The sequence below is a fragment of the Flectobacillus sp. genome, assembly GCF_049240685.1.
In the GTDB taxonomy this organism is placed as follows: domain Bacteria; phylum Bacteroidota; class Bacteroidia; order Cytophagales; family Spirosomataceae; genus Flectobacillus.
Genome location: NZ_JBMLSD010000040.1, coordinates 1 through 14,337, shown reverse-complemented (window position 1 = coordinate 14,337; position 14,337 = coordinate 1). Strand labels below are relative to the sequence as shown.

Sequence of the window (14,337 nt, the reverse complement as noted above, 5' to 3'; positions counted from 1 at the left end):
CTTTACCCAGTTTTACATATAATTCAAGTCGTTGTTTTTCTTCAACTTAATAATGTGTAAAGCGTTCAACAACAAAATCACTGGATACGTTGGGTCAAACTCGTGCCATTTTACGCCAAAGTTGGCACGTCCCCCCAATTTGTGGTGATTGTTGTGATACGACTCGCCCATCATCAAGAAATCAAACGGAAGCAAATTTTTGGCTGTATCGTTTACTTTAAAGTTGATATATCCATATTTGTGAGCAAACCAGTTGATAATTACGCCATGCACTGGCCCCATCAAATAATGAATCGGCAGTAGCGCATATTCCCATGGAGAAGTGGCAAATTTCATATAGAACAAAGTGTACAAGGTTCCCCAAAAAATACGCATCAACCATTGGTCGCCCAATTTTTCTAAGAACATCCAGTTGGGTACATTCTTTTTGAATTTAGGATCGATATCAGCTCTATCGTACAATACATCATTATAAATCTTCTTTGTTTTCCACATCATGTCAAACAAGTTGTTGGAATAGCTTGGTGAATGCGGGTCGTTTTCGGTATCAGCATACGCATGGTGCAGTCGGTGCATAATACCATAAGCTTTGGGACTCAAGAAAGAAGAGCCTTGCGTAATTAAAGTAAAAACATAAAAGAACTTTTCCCATCCTTTTGACATCGTAAACATTTGATGCGCCGCATAACGGTGCAAGAAGAATGTTTGAGAAAATAAAGAGAGATACCAGTGTGCTACAAAAAAAATTAAAATTGCCATGTAATTGGGATTTATAGATTAGGTAAATGTTTGACTAATACAGTAAAAAAATGCTCAGAAAGCCAGCAGGCGAGCCAATGCTCACAACACGGTACAAGGAAAAAATCGATTTTCCGATGAACATTTTATGCACTATCCTTAGCCAAACCATTACGAATTTGAAACAAAATTAATAGACTAGCTAGCCTATAGAGTTGACAAAAATCATTTCTTAAACTGATTTTTGCCACGTAAAATCATCCCTACCGAGGCAATAATTACCATCGTGGATGAGCTCATTGGCATCAGAATCGCCGCCACAACGGGATGCAAAGTACCAGAGGCAGCAAAGGTCAAACCAACAAAGTTGTAAATCAGGGATACCACAAAACTAAACTGAATTAGTCGCAAGGCGTATTTGCTGTATTTGAAAATAGCAGTAAACTTATGTAACGAATTTGCCTCCAAAATACCATCACTCGAAGGGGTAAAATTGAGGGTATCGTCGGTGATGGCTATCCCAACATTCGATTGTTTGAGGGCTCCGGCGTCGTTGAGTCCATCGCCTACCATGACTACTTTTCGACCTTGTGCCTGAAGATTTTTGACAAAATCAAGTTTGGCTTGAGGAGTACAGTGAAACTTCAAATTTGACTCATTCGAAAACCAACTTTTTAGTTGCTCTCTTTCGGCTTCATTATCTCCCGAAAGCAAATAAGTATGATATGTTTTGCTCAATTCTCTAATTTGTGCCTCAATATCTGTTCTGTAGTGGTTTGGTAAGGCATAATAGCCAAGATAATCGTGGTCAATTTTGAGATGTGCCACACTTGACTCAAAGCCTTTTTCAGGCTTCACTCCATCAGGATTCACAAACTCGAATGACCCTAATTTGATTTGATGACCGTGATAATAACCTATAAGACCTTTCCCTGTAATTTCTTGAAAGTTTTCCAAAACCAAGTAATTAGGTTCTGCATATAGATACTTGATTTTTTGAGAAACAGGGTGGGTAGAATTTCTTACCAAAGAAGCTACGAGCATCTCTTCGAATTGTGTCAAAGGTCGATAACAATGAAGCGTAGGTAAACTGCCCTCAGAAGTGGTGAGGGTACCTGTTTTATCAAAAACGATGGTATCGCATTGAGCTATAGCCTCAATAATATCTGCATTTTTTAGATAAAAATTTTGTTTTCCTAAAATTCTCAAGCCATTTCCCAACGCAAAAGGATAACTTAGGGATAACACACAAGGACAAACCACAATCAGAATCGCAGTAAAGGCATTGATAACTTTTGAAGGGTCATGAAAATACCAATAAATTGATACACAAGCCGCAATTGTCAATACCGAAATAGTGTAATACTTGCCTACTAAATCTGAGAAGGTTTTGATTTTTGAATCTTGGCTTTTTTGAAAAGTATCATTATTCCACAATTGGGTCAAATAACTTTGTGAAACCTCTTTCAATACCTCCATTTCGAGCGTCTCACCTACTTGTCGGCCACCTGCATACAAGAAATCGCCAACTTTTTTGGCTTCTAGTGCCGATTCGCCAGTTACAAAGCTGTAGTCTATTTGAGCATTGCCTTTGTACAAAAAAGAGTCCGCAGGAATCAGCTCGCCATTTCTTACCAAAATTTTATCGCCTTTTTTCAAAGCATTCAACGAAATGGGTTCTTCCTTACCTTGCGTTAATCTAGTAACGGCCAATGGGAAATAGGATTTGTAATCTCTTTCGAACGACAGAAAACTATAAGTTTTTTGTTGAAACCATTTGCCGATGAGCAAGAAGAATATCAATCCAGAAAGTGAGTCAAAATATCCTGCTCCATCCAAAAAAATCACCTCGTAGGCTCCTCTAAAAAAAGCTACCAATATGCCCAAAAGAATAGGAAAGTCGATATTGATGATGCCTTTTTTAAGACTTTTATACACCGAAACAAAGTAATCCGAACCCGAATATGCTACTACAGGTATAGAGAGTACCATGCTTAGCAAGCCAAATAGTTTTTTGTACATCACATCATCCAGACCCAAATATTCTGGAAAACTAAATAACATGATATTGCCTGCACAAAAGCCTGCTACACCAATTTGGGTGAGTAGTTTTTTGTAGGAAGGTTTATTTTTTTCCTTCACTACATCATTCAAACTAATCAGCGGTTCATAACCCACTGAGGTCAATATTTCGGCTAATTGACGCAAGGTCAACTCCTCTGGATTGAAAGTAAGTGCTACCTGTTTTTTCAAAAAATCTACCTTAGACTGCTTCACTCCTCCGTGAAGTTTGTACATGTTTTCTAAAAGATACAAACAGGAAGAGCAATGTATAGAAGGGATATAGAAGCTGATTTTAGCGACTTTATCACTTTTAAAATCCAATAATTGATTAATGATTTCGTCATTATCCAAAAACTCAAAATGCGCTATTTGGGGGCTATTACCAGACATTTTCTCAATGTCATAATAATTACAAAGGTTATTTTGGTCGAGAATTTCGTATACAGTTTTGCAGCCCTCACAGCAAAAATGCTTTTCCTCGATATGTATGTGGGTATCTGGACAATCATTACCACAGTGGTAACAAACCAGAGCTTCGTCGGTGAGCGTTTCCATAGACTCTTACAATTTTTTTCAAAATTTGCCTATGAGCCTCGAAGTAAATATGAGGAAGGTGATATCAAAAACTGATAAAACTCATGTTTTCAGATATTGATCTTTTGCAACTTCGCATAGTGATTTTTATCAATCTAATCAGTGTTATATATGAAACCGCAAGCACCACATTGTCAAAGTTGCCAATTCAAAGAGAGTTCACTATTCAAACAGTGTCATCTTCAAGAATTGGAAGAACTAAACGAGAGCAAATGCTTCAATTCTTATAAAAAAGGGCAAGTTATTTTCCATGAAGGCAATAGACCTCTTGGTATATTCTGTGTTTTTAGTGGAAAAGTCAAAGTGAGTAGAATGGGGTCGGATGGCAAGGAGCAAATTATTAGATTAGCCAAAAAAGGGGATACCTTGGGGTATCGTTCTCTTATTGATAATACAAAATATACAGCCTCGGCAATTGCACTCGACGAAACGGAAGTATGTTTTATTCCTGCCACCGAATTCAATAAATTGATAGACGAAAACGTAAAAGTTTCTACCGATTTGATGAAAATGCTAGCTCGTGCCTTGGGAGATACTCAGGATAAATTGATTCATTTGGCAATGAAACCCGTAAGGGAGCGACTAGCCGAAGCTCTATTATTGCTGAAGAGCACCTATCAAGAGGAAGGCAAAACGCCCTTTTCTATCTCGATTTCGAGAGAAGACCTCTCTTCAATTGTTGGCACCGCTAAAGAAACTGTCATACGATTTTTGTCAGAATTTAAAGAGGACGGTATTATCACCACGCATGGGAGCGAAATTACGATTTTGAACCCCGAAAAATTGGTAAAAATCAGTAGTATGTACGACTAATTTTTATGTCAGCTAGCCTAATGACTATTATCATTTCAGAAGCTTGCTAACTCGCCTAATTTAGCCTACTCATAGCAATCATAGAAACAATGAGAGAAACGGAAAGAAAAATTTTAGCTAGTGGTATCGAGTTAAGTTTCAAACAAGGTGAGTATTTGTACAGAAAAGGACAAGACGCAGAATTTGTTTTTTATTTAAAAGACGGAATTTTTGAACTCAAAGATGATCAAAATGCACCCATCATTATTGACGGGTTTAGATGTTTCTTGGGATTGGAAGAAATGCTTACAGATAAAAAACACCATTATAGTGTAAAAGCTCTTTCTAGTGCGCAAGTACTCGTTTTTGAGAAATCCTTATTGAATACCCTTATATACGAATATGAATTGGCACAAAGATACTTCATGCTCAAAATGTGTGATTATCTGGCTTTTCATGAAAAAGTATACGAATAAAAGTTGATTTCAACTTTTTAACCTTAACCATTACGATAGTAAGTGCTACTGTTTCAGCAATTTGTGTACAGAACCCACTTTCGTTTGTGACTGCTTTCATTTGAAAAGATGATTTTTGTCATGTTTTTAATTTTGGAAAAACTACAACTTTACTATATCTCTAGGAGATAATCATTTTAAATTGATGTTTTTCCATTAAATCTATAATAGTCATGAAGAAGATACTTGTGCCCACTGATTTCTCTGAACTTTCGTTAGCAGCCCTAGACGTAGCCGCCATGTTTGCTCGTGCAAGCTCGGCAGAAATTGTCCTTTATCATAAAGATTATATTTTTTTTCCAAACATTGATTTTTTGGAGGCGCCTATTTCAACCTACGATGTAGAGACCAATCAGGCAATCCATCATCAAACCCAAAAGCAGCTTGAGGAAATCATCCAGTCGCCAAAATACGATGGAATTAACATCGTGATTTACAATACCGACGACTATGAGGAGCTAGGCGAGGCCATTGCAGAAAGAACAGATATAGACTTAATCGTAATGGGCTCGGAAGGCGCAACAGGATGGAAAGAGTTTTTGGATGGCTCTAATTCAGAAAGTGTAGTGCGACATGCCCACTGCCCAGTGTTGGTTATCAAAGAGCCTATTTCTGCATTCTACCCTCGCAAGGTTATGTTTGCAGTAGATTTCGAAACGCCTTTTGATGATAAACTTATCAAAACGCTAAGTCACGAAATAGAACAATCTTATGTGGTGTATGTCAATACCTCAGACGGTTTTGAAGACTCTAGAACCATAAATGAAAAAATGGCGTCCTTCGAACAAGAACACGGCTTGACCGACCATGAGTTTATGATTTATAATGATTATAGTGCAAGCAATGGTATTATTCATGCGGCAGAAGACTTACAAGCAGATTTGATTGTGATGTCAACCAAAGCAAGATCAGGCTTGAGTCATTTTTTATTCGGAAGTGTTACCGAAACAGTTATCAATCATTCAGGCATACCTGTTTTAGCAACTTTAGCAAGAAATTAATTAAACCGTTTAGGCTTATTGGTGTCGAACAATCAGATTTTCTGAGAAAGGTCGACATTGTATCTAAACCGAGTATCAGAATTTTACCAACAATTTAATAGCTCAAACTTTTGAATTATTTTTTTGAAAAATGAAAAACTGATATGCATTTTTTAAAAATATGTAGTTATGAGCAATAAAAAAGGCGTAGAAACAAAAGTTTCTACGCCTAATTTTTTGGTTTGAGCCTCTAATTTCTCAGATTAGCCAGCTTTTTTTCATCCAAAATGGTAATTTCGCTACCACTAATCTCGATAAGCTTATCTCCCTTAAATTCGCTTAATGTTCTGATTAAAGACTCCGTAGCGGTACCCACAATCGAGGCCAAGTCATCACGCGAAATTTTCATCGTAAAGCGTTCTGCGTTTTCTGCTTGATATTTTTTTTGTAAAAGCAATAGCCCATCCGCTACACGTTTACGCAGTGAGTTGTAGGCCATCCCTAATAAATATCGTTCTTTGTCAGCTATATTATTTGCCAGCAACTTGATAAACTTATTGGCAACTTGCTGATTTTTAGACAATAACTCCATAAAATCGCCTCTCGGAATTCCGATAATTTGAGAATCTTCCAAAGCTTCTGCTGTTTCTTGGTAATCGGTATTTTCAATTATGGCAATGTGCCCAAAAAAATCTCCTTCGTTGTAAAGTCCAGTCACAAACTCTTTCCCATCACGATTGGTCTTATAGGATTTAACTTTTCCCGATTTTAAGAAATAAAACTTAATAGGTTCATCGCCCTCAGAATAGACAATTTGTTTTTTCTTCAGCGTCGAAACCTTTCTATCTGAAGACAAATCCGACAAATCTCTGTATTTATTTGCTTCCGAATAGAGTTCTTCCAAATGTTCGTGTGCAATCTTCCCTGCACCATGAAGAAGCTGTTCTACCTTTTTCAGACGACTTTCGATAGCATTCAATAACTCAATTTCATGAAAAGGCTTTGTCAAATAATCATCTGCACCCATCTCCATTCCTTTTCTAAAATCTGTTCTTTCGGTTTTGGCAGTCAAGAAAATAAATGGAATTCCCTGTAAATCTGGGTTTTGGTTAAAAATATGTAAGACTCCATAACCATCAAGTACAGGCATCATAATATCACAAATTACGATATCAGGTCTACTCTGAATGGCTTTTTCTACACCATCTTTACCGTTGACAGCGGTAATTACTTCATAGTTAGCTAATTCGAGAATTTCGGCGGTGGTTTCTCTAATGTCATCGCTATCTTCGATGAGTAATATCTTCTTCATAAAGCTTAATTGTTGTGTTAAGACAAGTTTTAACAAATGATTTATATTGATTTTTGAGGTAAATCTGATTTAAAACTGAATGATAAGTTACGAATGTGGAGTTTTAGACATCCCCCCACTTCGTAAGATTTTTTAGATTTGAGCCAGTGGAAAGGCCTAATCAAACCAAATCCAACTGCACAGTTACGGTTGTTCCTTCATTGAGTTTACTTGAAATACTTACTTTTCCTCCAAGCAGCTCTGTATATTTGGCTACAATGTGTAAGCCTAGTCCAGTACCTTGGATATTGGTAACATTTACCCCTCTAAAGAATCGGTCAAATAAATGTTTTTGATCTTCGTCCGAAATACCAATGCCTTCATCTTGCACACTTAGTACAAAATGCGAGACCAATTTTTGGGTTCTAATGGTTATGCAGGAACTCTCCCCCGAAAACTTAATGGCATTGGAACACAGGTTGATGATAATTTTACGCAACAATGATTTATCTGTAAAGAGCTCATTATCACCCGTATGCTCCACACGTAGCTGTTGATTTTTCTTCAATAAATTACTTACGTCGGCCAAGGTGTCATTTACCAAGTCTGGAATTTGAACCTCGGCGAAATGAGCCTCTATCTTTCCTTCTTCGAGTTTTCCAACGGACAAAAATTCCTCCAAAATGTCTGTCAAATTACTTACTGCCGACTTGATACGATGCAGGTGTTTTTCTCGCTTTTCATGGTCTTCCGTTTTAGGATATTTAGAAATTAAGGAAGCCGAAGACAAAATTGCTGTTAGTGGAGTTCTAAATTCGTGAGAGGCCATCGCCACAAAACGAGATTTGAGTTCGCCCAATTCTTTTTCTTTGCTCAAGGCCAACTCTAGTTCTTGTTTCGATTCTTCCAAATCTTTGAGCGTTTCGACAAGCGCATTTGTACGATTCATGACTTCTTGTTCGAGACTTTCATTGAGTTTTTTAATCTCTTGATTTTTCAGAATCATCTCCATTTCGATTTTTTTCTTGTAAGTAATATCGTTGATAAAGGAGATAAAATACTGATTACCATTTTGTTCAAAGAAACTCAGACTGATTTCTACTGAAAACAAAGTGCCATCTTTCTTACGAGCTTTCAAATCCAAACCAATTCCCATTGGCCTAATTTGTGGTTTGTGTAAATATTTTTCGGTATGCTTACGATGCGTCTCGGATAATGCCGTAGGAAGAAGGGTTTCGATGGGCATACCAATCAACTCTCCCGAATCATACCCAAAAAGGGCATTCGCAAACCTATTGGTTAGGACAATCTTACTACTGTTATCCATCATCACAATACCCATGGCGGCGTGCATAAAAAGTGCCTCAAATCGCGCTTCGCCTTCCGAAAACTTAATTTGTGAATGTTTTTCTTCTTGAATATCTGACAAATTTACCAACCAATGACCTCGGGCAGTATCTGGTTCGGTAAGTAATTTCACTCTTATGCGCCCCCAAAACTTGGCTCCTGCTGGGCTCGTAAAACTATCATCCAAACAAAACTCATTGGCTTTTTGAAGATGCTGCGCTACTTGTAACTCCCATTGAATCAGGCCTTCATTGTTGCGTAAGCCCTCCAACAAAAACGAATTGGCTTGCGCAAGGTTTTCCAGCTCAAACATAGCTAAACCAGTCTGGTTGATGTAGATAAACTCATGTGAGTTGGGGTTGTATACTCCAATAAAAAGTGGGCTGTTTTCCAGAGCAACTTGGCAAAGTTGCTGGTCCAAGGAAGTACAATTCATAGGTATTATGGCTTTGTTTCGTCATAAATGATACTTCACACCTGCGACATTCAACATCATGTCAGGAAAATCGTTTATGAGAAGTTATCCGTCAAAAATAGTAGATTTGAACAATTTTTAGTTCTTTAAAATTCAAATCATCATGGGTAAATTTACATGATAATGCTGATATTTTCCTGAAAAAATGAAAAAAATCACTGTCTTTCTTTATTGCCTTGTATTCCTTTTCATAGGAATTCTTGCTTATATTTTTTGGAATGAACAACAAGAACAAGGTTCTATTCAGGCAAATATCAAGAAAGGTATACCAAATTTCCCGAAAGATACCGTAGCGAAGTCTGATTCTTGTCAGTGGCTATGGTATTCTAGCGTGAGCCTTTATAAAGTAGGTGTGTCCAAAAACGGTAAGGTAACCATTGGGTATGGTTCAAGAAAATGGGAAAAAAAACTTAAAGATATTCCGACAAAAATAATTTTCGCTGATGGCGATTTTAATCTCAATAATTCTCCAGAACTATACCTATTTGGCCTTACCTCTCATGGGTATGTTTTAGCAGCTTTTGAATTACAACCTAAAAAGTTACAATCATTCAGCCTACCTCCACTGATGGGAACCCTCCAACTTGATTATCAAGGAAACGACTCTTTATATTTTGAAAAAAATTTTTTGGTAAGGCAGTTCTCCACGAAGTCTGGCAAAAAGGCCTGCTATTACGAACTTATGCCTAACTTGCAATTCGAACTTCGATTTACAAAATTGCTTTAGTCCATTGGCTCTGGGCATTAGGCAAATAGTTTCCAGTATTATTTTAACTTTGGGCTTACATTCTTGGGCTCAAAGGAAGATTGGTAAAGATCAACAAACCTTTAAAACTCTTGGCTGGTTAACTGACAATCTAAATTTTGTTTTGTCCACTAACTTAATCGCTCAAATAATCCTTATCACTTACTTTATATTTATGAATTTTCAAATCAAAAAAGCCAGTTTGGATGACTGTAAAGGTCTTTCAGAACTTTGCAAAAGTATCTATGTTGAACATTATCTTCATTTATGGCTAGAAGGCGGCAAAGATTGGTATCTCGAAAAATCCTATTCAGAAAATGTAATTCTTGCAGAAATAAAGCATCCCAATTCTGATTATTTTATGCTTACTATAGATTCATCATCTGTCGGGTATTTAAAAGTAAATTATGATTATTCGGAAAAAAGTAGTGCATTGGAGGTAGAAAGAATCTATTTTCATCAGTCACACAAAGGACTTGGACTAGGTCGTAAACTGATGGAGTTTGCGTTTGCATTGGCGAAGCAACGCGGAAAAGAAAGTGTTATCCTAAAAGCGATGGACAGCAGCCAAGATGCCATTGGATTTTATCATAAAATTGGTTTCAAACAAATAGGCACCTTGATTTTGGAGGACTATAAATTGATGAAACCAGAATTTAGAGGAATGATTATTTTAGAGTATTGCCTCTAAAAAAGCCCTTGCTGCTCGTGATGTGCTAGCAAGAGCTCGTGCCTATTTACTCCTATTTTCCTCTAATCGATAAGTTACTATTTTCTGAATCAAATCAAAAGGAATCTCCTGATTTAAAGGGAATTGTATGGAACCCTTAGCCCATTTGTAAGGACCTAACTCTGATTCAAAATGTTTTATTCCTGAGCCTGTCGGATAAAATCCTATGTGATTTTTATAGGCCGCAAAATAGACCAATACGCCTTTGTACTTGTATGCGGGCATATTGTAGCTAATGCATTCCTGCGCCTCTGGGGCAGTTTCTTGGATTATTTTACGAATTTGTCCTATTTTCAATTGAACCTCCGCTGGAAACTGAGACTCATATTCGTCTACACTCAAAAATTTATGCTTTTCCATCCTCCAATTTGTGGTAATAAAAATAAGAAACTAGCAAAATAGCTAAAACGATGAATGGGAAAAATGCTTGACTGCCTAGGCCATCCACAGCAGCATGACTAATGGACGCAAAAATAAAGTCAAAAACAAATCCTGCATAAGCCCATTCTTTTAATCGCTTAGGAACTTGTGGAATCATCAGTGCCAAAGTTCCTAAAACTTTGAACACCACTAAGGCATTTCCAAAATACTCGGGATAACCCAAATGTTTAATCCCTTCTTTTGCCAATTCTGTTTGAGAAGTTAGCGCTGGCATAACTCCTTCAAATAGGAAAATGAGTGTGGTAGTAACCCAGAAGATAATTTTGTCTTTTTTCATGTTAAATAAAGAGAAATTAAGTGTTTATGCGGTATTGCGAGTTAGTTGTTGTTTAAGGTAAACCAAAATCTATTTCGGATTTTGGATATTGGATTGCGGAAGTATAACCTACTCTCTTTGACCCAATTCTGTATAATGAAGGTAATTTTCAATAATCCCGAAATCAGCAATCCAAAATTCGCACTAGTTTGAAAACAGACTTCCCTTTGTACCTATCCATTATTGCTTCATTTCTAAAAATTTTTCCATATCCATCCAGCCAATTTCCCAAATATGCCCATCGAGGTCATTGTAGGCACGACCGTACATGAAGCCATAATCCTGAGCAGGACGAGCCTCTGTACCTCCCGCAGCCAAAGCCTTTTCCAAGATGGTATCCACCTCCTCTCTACTTTCTGTATCGAGTGCAATTAGAATCTGGGAAGTTTCGTGCGCATTAGGAATCTGTTTTGGCGTAAATGTCTGAAATCTAGATTCTTCAAGCAACATTACAAAAATATTCTCAGATATTATCATACAAGTAGCCTGATTATCAGTAAACTGAGAATTAAATTTGTATCCGATTTGAGAAAAAAACTCAATTGATTTTTGGAGATTTTTTACTGGTAGATTTAAAAAGATTTTAGAAGCCATACGATTTTTAGTTTTGAATATATTTTATCAGAAAAATGAAATTTAATTTCTTTTATGACAAATTTAGCGACTACAAAACTTGGTCATACATAGTAAATGCGACAAAAAAAAGGTTGTTTGCGACATCATTAATTTTTACATTTGTAATAAAACAAAAACCTTACTTTAAACCTAAATAACATGAAAAAAGTAGCTATTCTTGTACCAGAAACTGCTGTAATTGAAGCAGTTGCCGACCCTCGCTATATCTTATTGGCTGTCAATCAATTTTTGGAACAGGCAGGTCAAAGCCCACTGTTTGAAGTGCAGCTAGTTGGACAAACCAAAGAAGTAAATGTGGCAAACGGAGTGTTTGCCATTCGAGCTGATGCAACGATTGCCGAAGCCCAAAAACCTGACTTAATTATTATTCCAGCATTGAGTGGAAACTTGGAGGATGCTATTTCTCTTAATCAATCCTTTTTACCTTGGATTCGTCAACAATATGAACAAGGAACTGAGGTCGCAAGCTTGTGTTTGGGTGCTTTTTTATTAGCTTCGACAGGACTTCTCAATGGCAAATCTTGTTCAACTCACTGGCTATTCGCCAATGATTTCAGAACGATGTTTCCTGATGTTACTTTGATGGATAATCGAATTATTACAGAACAAAACGGCCTTTACTCAAGCGGGGGTGCCAATTCGTACTGGAATTTATTGTTGCATCTGGTCGAAAAGTATAGTAATCGAGAATTGGCCGTTTTGGCATCCAAGTTCTTTGTACTGGATATTAATCGTAAAAGTCAGTCCAGCTTTAGTATTTTTCATGGGCAAAAAATGCATGACGATGCCGATATCAAGACTATTCAAGACTATATCGAGGAAAATTTTGAAAAGAAAATTACAATTGAAGAATTAGCAGCACAACATAACCTAGGACGCCGTACTTTTGAAAGAAGATTTAAAAAAGCAACTAACAATTCTGTGATAGAATACGTCCAAAGGGTAAGAATAGAGGCTGCCAAAAAAGCCTTAGAAAGTGGCCGAAAAACTATCTCCGAAGTAATGTTTGACGTTGGCTACAACGACACCAAAGCATTTAGAGATGTTTTTAAGAAAATTACAGGAGTATCGCCAACAGATTACAAACATCGCTACGAAAAAATTGGCATTGAATAATTGTCTCAGTATGAAGATACAACGCTGGTATCTTCATACTGAAACTTTATAGTATCTCCTTCTATTCCTCCAAAAATTTCAGTATCTCATTAGAAAACTCTGCGGTTCGGTAAGTTCCATTATGGTCACCTTTTATAATTGACAATTTTGCATTTTTGAAAAACCCTTGAAGAACTTTGGGGTCACCATTATCTAAATCTGCATCGCCGTTAATTATCATGACTTTTCCTTTATAGTTTGCCAATGCATTGGGCGAAGTGGCAGGTTGATACCGTTGTAAATATCCTAACACGAGCGTATCTGCACCGATAGATTTGGCATACATTACGGCACCTTGCGCCTCTGGATGTAAATGCGCTTTACCTAAAAATGCCTCTTCAAACATTTTTCTTCTAGCCCAATCTGGCTTAGTAAAATACTGACCTATCCCGCCGAGTACTGCTTTTTTAACGCCTTTATCGAGACTTATCAATTTGGCAGCGATAATCGCCCCTCTAGAATAACCTATCACGAAATAATCTTTGATTTGTAAAAATTTCATCAAGGCCATCATATCTTTCGTTTCGGCATTATGCTGATAAAACTTTTCTTCATGTGGCTTGTCAGACTTCCCATTGCCTCGCATATCTGGCACTATTACACGGTAACCTTTTGTGATCAAATCTTTGTAAAGTTCCGTTCTGCGCCAATTAGCACCTGTGTTGATAAAACCATGTAACAAAAGCACAGGTTTACCTTTGCCAGTATCCTCATAGGCAATTCGTTGTTGGTCGAAAGATTGAAAAAAATGAATCGTTTGCGCTTTTAACGATACACAAGAAATGCAGATAAGCAACAGGATTATAGGTTTCATAAGCTAAAGAAATAGTTTTATAGAAAAGAAAAAACGTCAAACATTCAGTTCAAAAAGGAATAACTCATCGTTGTGCATTTTAATTTTATCCACTTTAACGAGACCTATTTTTTCTAATAATTTTTGTGAAGCATAGTTTTCCAAATTAGTAATAGCTTTGATTTTTTTAAGAGAAAAATCTTCAACAGCGGCCTTCAACATCCGTGAAGCTGCTTCAAAACCGTAGCCTTTTCCTTCATATTCAGGAAAAAATGCAAAGCCGATGTCGATACCCTCCAAGCCTTCGCGGTCATACAAGCCACAACTTCCTATTTTTACACCATCTTCCTTACGAATCACGGTATAATTACCATAGCCGAGTCGCTCGTATTGATACAAAATTCGAGTCTTAATATAGTGTAGGGCATCCTCCCTATTTTGGACATTTCTATCGCCAATAAATTGTAGCCATTTTGGAGTATTCAACAAAGCCAAAATAAATTCGGCATCTTCAAGGTCTGTCGGTTTTAAGATTAACCGTTCTGTTTCAAATGTTTTGTACATTGGGGGTTGAAAAAGGTAAGTAAGTTAGTATGCAATATAAAATTTAATTTTTGAGATTTCGACTTTCAGCTAGGGGCATTCGGTAAAAAATATATGTAATGTTACTACAATATGTTCGCCAAAATAGGCGGTAAATAAAATAAAAGCACTTCCACAGAGAG

The 14,337-nt window shown here is 36.9% G+C and carries 15 protein-coding genes; 6 read left to right on the top strand and 9 right to left on the bottom strand.

All coding sequences use genetic code 11. The features are described from left to right. Positions 1–12: 12 nt before the first annotated feature. The gene (locus ACOVQ4_RS01925) at positions 13–759 is read right to left on the bottom strand and encodes an acyl-CoA desaturase (protein WP_421818978.1); all 747 of its coding nucleotides are present in this window, start codon (positions 757–759) and stop codon (positions 13–15) included. A gap of 204 nt (positions 760–963) precedes the next feature. Beyond that, complete coding sequence (locus ACOVQ4_RS01920; protein WP_421818977.1) at positions 964–3,357, bottom strand: heavy metal translocating P-type ATPase; 2,394 nt, start codon at positions 3,355–3,357, stop codon at positions 964–966. Between the two features lie 150 nt (positions 3,358–3,507). Here ACOVQ4_RS01920 and ACOVQ4_RS01915 point away from each other — a divergent pair, with 150 nt between their 5' ends. The 3 genes from ACOVQ4_RS01915 (at position 3,508) to ACOVQ4_RS01905 (ending at position 5,704) form a co-directional block, all read left to right on the top strand. Then, positions 3,508–4,209: a Crp/Fnr family transcriptional regulator gene (locus ACOVQ4_RS01915; RefSeq protein WP_421818976.1), complete on the top strand. Its 702-nt coding sequence runs from the start codon at positions 3,508–3,510 to the stop codon at positions 4,207–4,209. A gap of 89 nt (positions 4,210–4,298) precedes the next feature. Beyond that, positions 4,299–4,664: a cyclic nucleotide-binding domain-containing protein gene (locus tag ACOVQ4_RS01910; RefSeq protein WP_421818975.1), complete on the top strand. Its 366-nt coding sequence runs from the start codon at positions 4,299–4,301 to the stop codon at positions 4,662–4,664. Between the two features lie 212 nt (positions 4,665–4,876). Then, the gene (locus ACOVQ4_RS01905) at positions 4,877–5,704 is read left to right on the top strand and encodes a universal stress protein (protein WP_421818974.1); all 828 of its coding nucleotides are present in this window, start codon (positions 4,877–4,879) and stop codon (positions 5,702–5,704) included. A 229-nt stretch (positions 5,705–5,933) separates the two neighbouring features. Here the strand turns inward: ACOVQ4_RS01905 and ACOVQ4_RS01900 are convergent, their stop codons facing one another. Both ACOVQ4_RS01900 and ACOVQ4_RS01895 read right to left on the bottom strand, forming a co-directional pair. After that, entirely contained in the window at positions 5,934–6,995 is a 1,062-nt protein-coding gene (locus ACOVQ4_RS01900) for a response regulator (protein ID WP_421818973.1), read from the bottom strand. Between the two features lie 160 nt (positions 6,996–7,155). Beyond that, the gene (locus ACOVQ4_RS01895) at positions 7,156–8,757 is read right to left on the bottom strand and encodes a PAS domain-containing sensor histidine kinase (protein ID WP_421818972.1); all 1,602 of its coding nucleotides are present in this window, start codon (positions 8,755–8,757) and stop codon (positions 7,156–7,158) included. A 184-nt stretch (positions 8,758–8,941) separates the two neighbouring features. Between ACOVQ4_RS01895 and ACOVQ4_RS01890 the strand changes: the two genes are divergently transcribed. Both ACOVQ4_RS01890 and ACOVQ4_RS01885 read left to right on the top strand, forming a co-directional pair. Continuing rightward, positions 8,942–9,523: a hypothetical protein gene (locus ACOVQ4_RS01890; protein ID WP_421818971.1), complete on the top strand. Its 582-nt coding sequence runs from the start codon at positions 8,942–8,944 to the stop codon at positions 9,521–9,523. Between the two features lie 193 nt (positions 9,524–9,716). Then, positions 9,717–10,232, top strand: coding sequence for a GNAT family N-acetyltransferase (locus ACOVQ4_RS01885; protein ID WP_421818970.1), 516 nt, complete (start codon positions 9,717–9,719; stop codon positions 10,230–10,232). 42 nt (positions 10,233–10,274) lie between these two features. On the opposite strand, the gene ACOVQ4_RS01880 is transcribed toward ACOVQ4_RS01885, so the two are convergent. From ACOVQ4_RS01880 to ACOVQ4_RS01870, 3 genes are all read right to left on the bottom strand, one after another. After that, entirely contained in the window at positions 10,275–10,631 is a 357-nt protein-coding gene (locus ACOVQ4_RS01880) for an iron chaperone (RefSeq protein WP_421818969.1), read from the bottom strand. After that, entirely contained in the window at positions 10,618–10,989 is a 372-nt protein-coding gene (locus ACOVQ4_RS01875; protein WP_421818968.1) for a DoxX family protein, read from the bottom strand. The genes ACOVQ4_RS01880 and ACOVQ4_RS01875 overlap by 14 nt, the downstream gene beginning before the upstream one ends. A gap of 219 nt (positions 10,990–11,208) precedes the next feature. Continuing rightward, a complete protein-coding gene (locus tag ACOVQ4_RS01870) occupies positions 11,209–11,622 on the bottom strand; it encodes a VOC family protein (RefSeq protein WP_421818967.1) in 414 nt (137 codons plus the stop codon). A gap of 180 nt (positions 11,623–11,802) precedes the next feature. Between ACOVQ4_RS01870 and ACOVQ4_RS01865 the strand changes: the two genes are divergently transcribed. Next, positions 11,803–12,780, top strand: coding sequence for a GlxA family transcriptional regulator (locus ACOVQ4_RS01865; RefSeq protein ID WP_421818966.1), 978 nt, complete (start codon positions 11,803–11,805; stop codon positions 12,778–12,780). Positions 12,781–12,841: 61 nt separating this feature from the next. On the opposite strand, the gene ACOVQ4_RS01860 is transcribed toward ACOVQ4_RS01865, so the two are convergent. After that, complete coding sequence (locus ACOVQ4_RS01860; protein ID WP_421818965.1) at positions 12,842–13,633, bottom strand: alpha/beta fold hydrolase; 792 nt, start codon at positions 13,631–13,633, stop codon at positions 12,842–12,844. A 36-nt stretch (positions 13,634–13,669) separates the two neighbouring features. Then, positions 13,670–14,176 (bottom strand): GNAT family N-acetyltransferase, encoded by a 507-nt coding sequence (locus tag ACOVQ4_RS01855; protein ID WP_421818964.1) that lies wholly within the window; start codon positions 14,174–14,176, stop codon positions 13,670–13,672. Positions 14,177–14,337: the final 161 nt, after the last annotated feature.